The following is a 4,939-nucleotide window of genomic DNA, read 5'->3' as shown; positions in this document are numbered from 1 at the left end:
CCGCCGCGCCCAGCCAGACGAGCAGCAGCGGCAGCCCCAAAAGCCCCCACAGCAGCCCGCCCTTCACCCCCGGCCTGGCCAGCCGCTGGGTCAGCCACAGCGCTACCAGCGCCAGGCTGCCGGGCAGGGCCAGCTTGGCCCAGAACAGCGGGGTGTGCGCCACCTGCGCCAGGTCGCCACGCACGCCGAACATGGCCACCGTCAGCAGTACCGCGGCCAACCCGCCGCCCACCAGCGCCAGCAGCAAACGCCTGGCTAGCGCGTGACGGTCCACCGGCCCTTCCCCGGCCGCCAGCAGGGCAATCAAGTCATCGGTCTTCATCGTCGCCCTTGCCTCCAATCTGCTTGGCCAGTGCCTTCAGGCCCCGGTGGATGCCCACTTTTACCGCCGAACTGGAAAGACCGGTGATGCGCGCGGTCTCTTCCACCGACAACCCCTCCAGTTTGACATGGACGATGGGCAGCCGTTGGCGCGCCGGCAACTGTCCCAGAAGCTTGCCCAGGTCGCGCGTGGCCTGGGCCACTTCTTCCTCGCCGGGCGCGAACAGGTCGCTGTCATCGTTCAGCTCGTCGTGCAGCGCGCCGTGGCGAGCGTAGCTGCGATAGTGATCCGCCAGCTTGTAGCGGGCAATGGCCTGTACCCAGGCCGTCAACGGTTGCTGCGCCTGGTAGGTATGGCGGGCGTTGTGCACCGCCAACAGCACCTCTTGCAGCATGTCTTCGACATCCGCGGGGCGCTGCCCCAGGCGCCGCAGCAAAAAGCCACGCACATGCGTCGCCAGCGCCGCCAAAAACGCCCGATAGGCTGCTGCATCGCCCGCCAGCCCTTGTAGCAGCAACGCCTGCAACTGGGCCTCGCGCGCGCTTAGCGCCTGCTGAGAAGTAGTTCGTAGCATCGGCCACCCGGGTTACACCCAACGTGAAAGTTTTCCATTCAACGCGTGCCGCCTTCATACGGTAGGCGACTGGCACACCGCCGGAAAAATTTTTCCAGCTGCTGTAACCCGTTCAACCCACGGTGCGAACTACTCCATGAGCCGCCGGTAACCACCACGGCCCCACTTCCCGGAGACACATCATGAAAACCCTCGCCCTCGCCACTGCCGCACTCGCCCTGGCTTCGCTGGCCGGTGTTGCCATGGCCGCTGACGCGACCAACACAACCACCACCGGCGCCGCCATGGAAAAATGCTACGGCGTCGCCATGGCTGGCAAGAACGACTGCAAGGCCGGCGCCGGCACCAGTTGCGCCGGTAGCGCCAAGAAAGACTACGACGGCATGCACTGGAAGAACGTGCCCGCAGGTACCTGCACCTCCATCAAGACGCCCAATGGCATGGGCTCGCTGACCCCGCTGAAGTCCTGAGCGCAGGCCGCCGATCATGAACGGGACTTACCCCTTGGGCGCTGGCCTTGGGCTGAAGGCCGAGCACTATGCCGACGCCTGGGCATGCCGGGCCAACGGGCTGTGGTTCGAAGTGCACCCGGAAAACTACATGCTCGGCGGCCCACGCATGGCCTGGCTGCAACGCATGGCCGAGCACCATCCGCTGTCGCTGCACGGTGTCGCGCTGTCGCTGGCAGCGGACACCGCGCCGGATGAAACGCACCTGCGCCGCCTGCGGGCGCTGGTCGACCAGGTGCAGCCGGCGCTGGTATCGGAGCACCTGGCATGGTCGAGCTGGGGCGGGCAATACCTCCCCGACCTGCTGCCGTTTCCCCGCAGCGACGAGGCCCTGGCCCGCATCAGCGACAACGTGCAGCGCACCCAGGAGGCGCTGGGGCGCAGCATTTCGCTGGAAAACCCCAGCCACTACCTGCCCATGGAGGGGCACGACTGGGACGAGATCGACTTTTTAGCCGAACTGGCACGGCGCACAGGGTGCGGCCTGTTGCTGGACGTCAACAACGTGCACGTCAGTGCCCACAACCTCGGGTTCGACGCGGCGGCGTACCTGGAGCGGTTCCCCGCCCAGGCCATCAGTGAAATACACCTGGCCGGCCACAGCCACGACGCCCAGGCCAGCCTGCTGATCGACTCCCATGACGCCGCCATCGCCGCGCCGGTCTGGGCCTTGTACCAGCAGTTGCTCACCCGCATCGGCCCGCGCCCGACCTTGATCGAGCGTGACGGCAACCTGCCCGCGTTCACCGAGTTACTGGCCGAACGCGACACCGCCCAGGCACTGCTCGATAGCGCAGGAGCACGACCATGACACTTTCCCTTGGCCAGTTTCAGGCCGCCTTCGTCGAAGCGCTGTATCACCGCCCTGCCCCGCAGCTGGCCGCGCTGACCCGGCACGCTGCCTTTGCGGTGTACCGCAACACCGTGCTGGCGGGCTGCGTCGATGCCCTGCGCGCAAACTTCCCCAGTGTCGAAGCGCTGACAGGCCCAGCCTGGATGCAGGACGCCGCTGCGGCCTATGCGCGACGAACACCGCCCGACGACCCGCGGCTGATCAACTATGGCGCGGCCTTCGCCGACTTTCTCGAACAGATGCAGGCCCAGCACGGCCTGCCGTACCTGGCCGACGTCGCACGCCTGGATTACGCCTGGTGCGAGGCGTTCAGCGCCCCTCGCGAGCCTTGCCTCGCACTTGCCGACCTGGCCGGCATGACGGCCACCGACCTGGCCAACAGTTACCTGGCCCCACGCAGCAGCGTGCGTTGGCGCTGGTTCGCACGGCACCCGGCGTTCAGCCTGTGGCAGCACAGCCGCGAAGGCCTGGCGTGGCCGCATGACCAGCCCTGGGTCGCCGAAGGTGCTGTATTCAGCGGCACCGCCGACGGTGTCGCCCAGCAAGCGCTAGATGTCGGCGGCTGTGCCTTTCTCGATGCCTGCGCCCAAGGTGTGCCTTTGGAGCAGGCTTCACAGGTTGCACTGGCGAGCCAACCCGACCTGGACTTCACCGACCTGCTCGGCCGGCTGCTGGCAGCCCAGGCCTTTCGTCCACTTGCATTCGCCTGAAGGAAACGCCATGGACACCCTCCACGCCAACCACCCCGACAAAACCCTGCGCCAACGCTGGAACCACCTCGCCGGTCGCGCACAACTGCTGCTCAGCGACACGCTGCTGTGCCTGGTGGCGCGCATGGCCATCGCCTCGACCTTCTTTCTGTCCGGGCGCACCAAGGTCGAAGGGTTTCTCAGCATCACACCCAGTACCTATGACCTGTTCCAGAGCGAGTATGCCCTGCCGCTGGTTTCCCCGTGGCTGGCGGCCCACCTGGCCACCTATGCCGAACACCTGTTCCCCCTGTTGCTGGTGCTTGGCCTGTTCACCCGGCTGTCGGCAATGGCCCTGCTGGGCATGACCACGGTGATCGAGATTTTCGTCTACCCGGATGCCTGGCCGACCCACCTGACGTGGGCGGCCTTGTTGCTAATGCTGATCGCCCGGGGCGCCGGTGCGTTGTCGCTTGATCGGGCCATGGGGGTGCGTTGAACCTCTAGCGGTGTACCCGTTCGCCGGTCTGCGGCCCCACGCTTTTTTTGAACTCCCTGCGCAGGCGCCCTCTCCCAATCAAGAGACCGCGAACTGTCCCGGAGCCCGCCATGGCCAAGCCCCTGCAGGAGTACCAGCGCAAGCGTGACTTCAACGCCACACCCGAGCCGGCCGGCAAACGCGCCCACCCACGGCCGGCCCACGGGTTGCAGTACTGCATCCAGAAGCACGATGCCAGCCACCTGCACTATGACTTTCGCCTGGAGCTGGATGGCACCCTTAAAAGCTGGGCGATCCCCAAGGGCCCTTCCCTCGACCCCAAGGTCCGCCGCCTGGCCGTACATGTAGAAGACCACCCGCTGGAGTACGGCAGTTTCGAAGGCAACATCCCCGAAGGCCACTACGGCGCCGGCGACGTGATCGTATGGGACAGGGGGCTTTGGGAGCCCGAAGGCGACCCACGCGAGGCCTATGCCAAGGGCAAGCTGCGTTTTCGCCTGCAAGGTGAAAAGCTGTCGGGCGTCTGGAACCTGTTTCGTACCCACCTGGCCGGCAAGAAAGAGCAGTGGATGCTGGTCAAGTCCCACGATGGCGAGGCCCGCAGCGAAACGGACTACAGCATCGTCGAAGCCCTGCCGGACAGCGTGTTGAGCGACCGCACACTGGTACCTCGGCGCCCTGCCAAGTCGTCATCCTCCAAGCGCAAGCCCAAGGCCAGCCCTGGCACCCTGCCGGACATGCTCCAACCGCAGCTGGCAACCCTGGCCGATTCGCCCCCCGACGGTGACTGGCGCTACGAGGTCAAGTTCGATGGTTACCGCATGCTGGCCCGCATCGACGGCGACGATGTGCGCCTGTTCACCCGCAATGGCCACGACTGGAGCGCAAAACTGCCCCATCAGGTGGCGGCGCTGAAAGCGCTGGGGCTGGACTCGGCCTGGCTGGACGGTGAGATGGTGGTCGCAGACGAAAGTGGCGTGGCCGATTTCCAGGCCTTGCAGGCCGCCTTCGACAGCGAGCACGACGATGACATTACCTACTACCTGTTCGACCTGCCCTGGCTCGGCGGCAAGGACCTGCGTGAATTGCCCGTACAAGACCGCCGGGCGACCCTGGCCAAGCTGCTGAAGCACAACGCATCGGATATCCTGAAGTTTTCCGAAGACTTCAACCAGCCGGTCGACGCGCTGCTCGACAGCGCCTGTCGGCTAGGGCTGGAAGGCCTGATCGGCAAGCGCGTCGACAGCCCTTACGTTGGCCGGCGCAGCAGCGACTGGATCAAGCTCAAGTGCACACAACGCCAGGAGTTCGTGATCGTCGGCTACACCGCGCCCAAGGGCAGCCGCCAAGGCTTCGGCGCCCTGCTGCTGGCGCTGCACGACAACGACAGCGGCCAGTTGCGCTACGCCGGCAAGGTGGGCACCGGCTTCAGTGCTGCCACGCTGACAAGCATCCTTACCCGCCTCAAACCCCTACACACCGCCAAGCCCCCC

Annotated in this window: 7 protein-coding genes; 5 read left to right on the top strand and 2 right to left on the bottom strand. The window is 66.0% G+C overall.

What is annotated here, in order from left to right; genetic code table 11:
* Positions 1-322 (bottom strand): NrsF family protein (locus AK81_RS27480; protein WP_043204386.1); only part of this gene is annotated, 322 nt, incomplete at its 3' end.
* Positions 309-896, bottom strand: a complete 588-nt coding sequence (locus AK81_RS27475) for a sigma-70 family RNA polymerase sigma factor (RefSeq protein ID WP_043204384.1) — start codon at positions 894-896, stop codon at positions 309-311. The genes AK81_RS27475 and AK81_RS27480, both read right to left, overlap by 14 nt.
* 182 nt (positions 897-1,078) lie before the next feature.
* On the opposite strand from AK81_RS27475, the gene AK81_RS27470 reads away from it, so the two are divergent.
* The 5 genes from AK81_RS27470 to ligD all read left to right on the top strand — a co-directional run.
* The gene (locus AK81_RS27470) at positions 1,079-1,366 is read left to right on the top strand and encodes a BufA1 family periplasmic bufferin-type metallophore (RefSeq protein ID WP_043204382.1); all 288 of its coding nucleotides are present in this window, start codon (positions 1,079-1,081) and stop codon (positions 1,364-1,366) included.
* A 16-nt stretch (positions 1,367-1,382) separates the two neighbouring features.
* Positions 1,383-2,216, top strand: coding sequence for an MNIO family bufferin maturase (gene bufB / locus AK81_RS27465; RefSeq protein WP_043204381.1), 834 nt, complete (start codon positions 1,383-1,385; stop codon positions 2,214-2,216).
* A complete protein-coding gene (locus AK81_RS27460; protein ID WP_043204379.1) occupies positions 2,213-2,968 on the top strand; it encodes a DNA-binding domain-containing protein in 756 nt (251 codons plus the stop codon). Before bufB ends, AK81_RS27460 begins: the two co-directional genes overlap by 4 nt.
* A 10-nt stretch (positions 2,969-2,978) precedes the next feature.
* Positions 2,979-3,446 (top strand): DoxX family protein, encoded by a 468-nt coding sequence (locus AK81_RS27455; RefSeq protein ID WP_043204378.1) that lies wholly within the window; start codon positions 2,979-2,981, stop codon positions 3,444-3,446.
* A gap of 110 nt (positions 3,447-3,556) precedes the next feature.
* Positions 3,557-4,939: non-homologous end-joining DNA ligase (gene ligD / locus AK81_RS27450; RefSeq protein ID WP_043204377.1), on the top strand; the 1,383-nt coding region annotated here is incomplete at its 3' end.

Origin of the sequence: Pseudomonas putida W15Oct28 (assembly GCF_000708715.2) — a bacterium.
GTDB lineage: Bacteria > Pseudomonadota > Gammaproteobacteria > Pseudomonadales > Pseudomonadaceae > Aquipseudomonas > Aquipseudomonas putida_R.
This window is presented reverse-complemented; position numbering and strand designations above follow the sequence as displayed.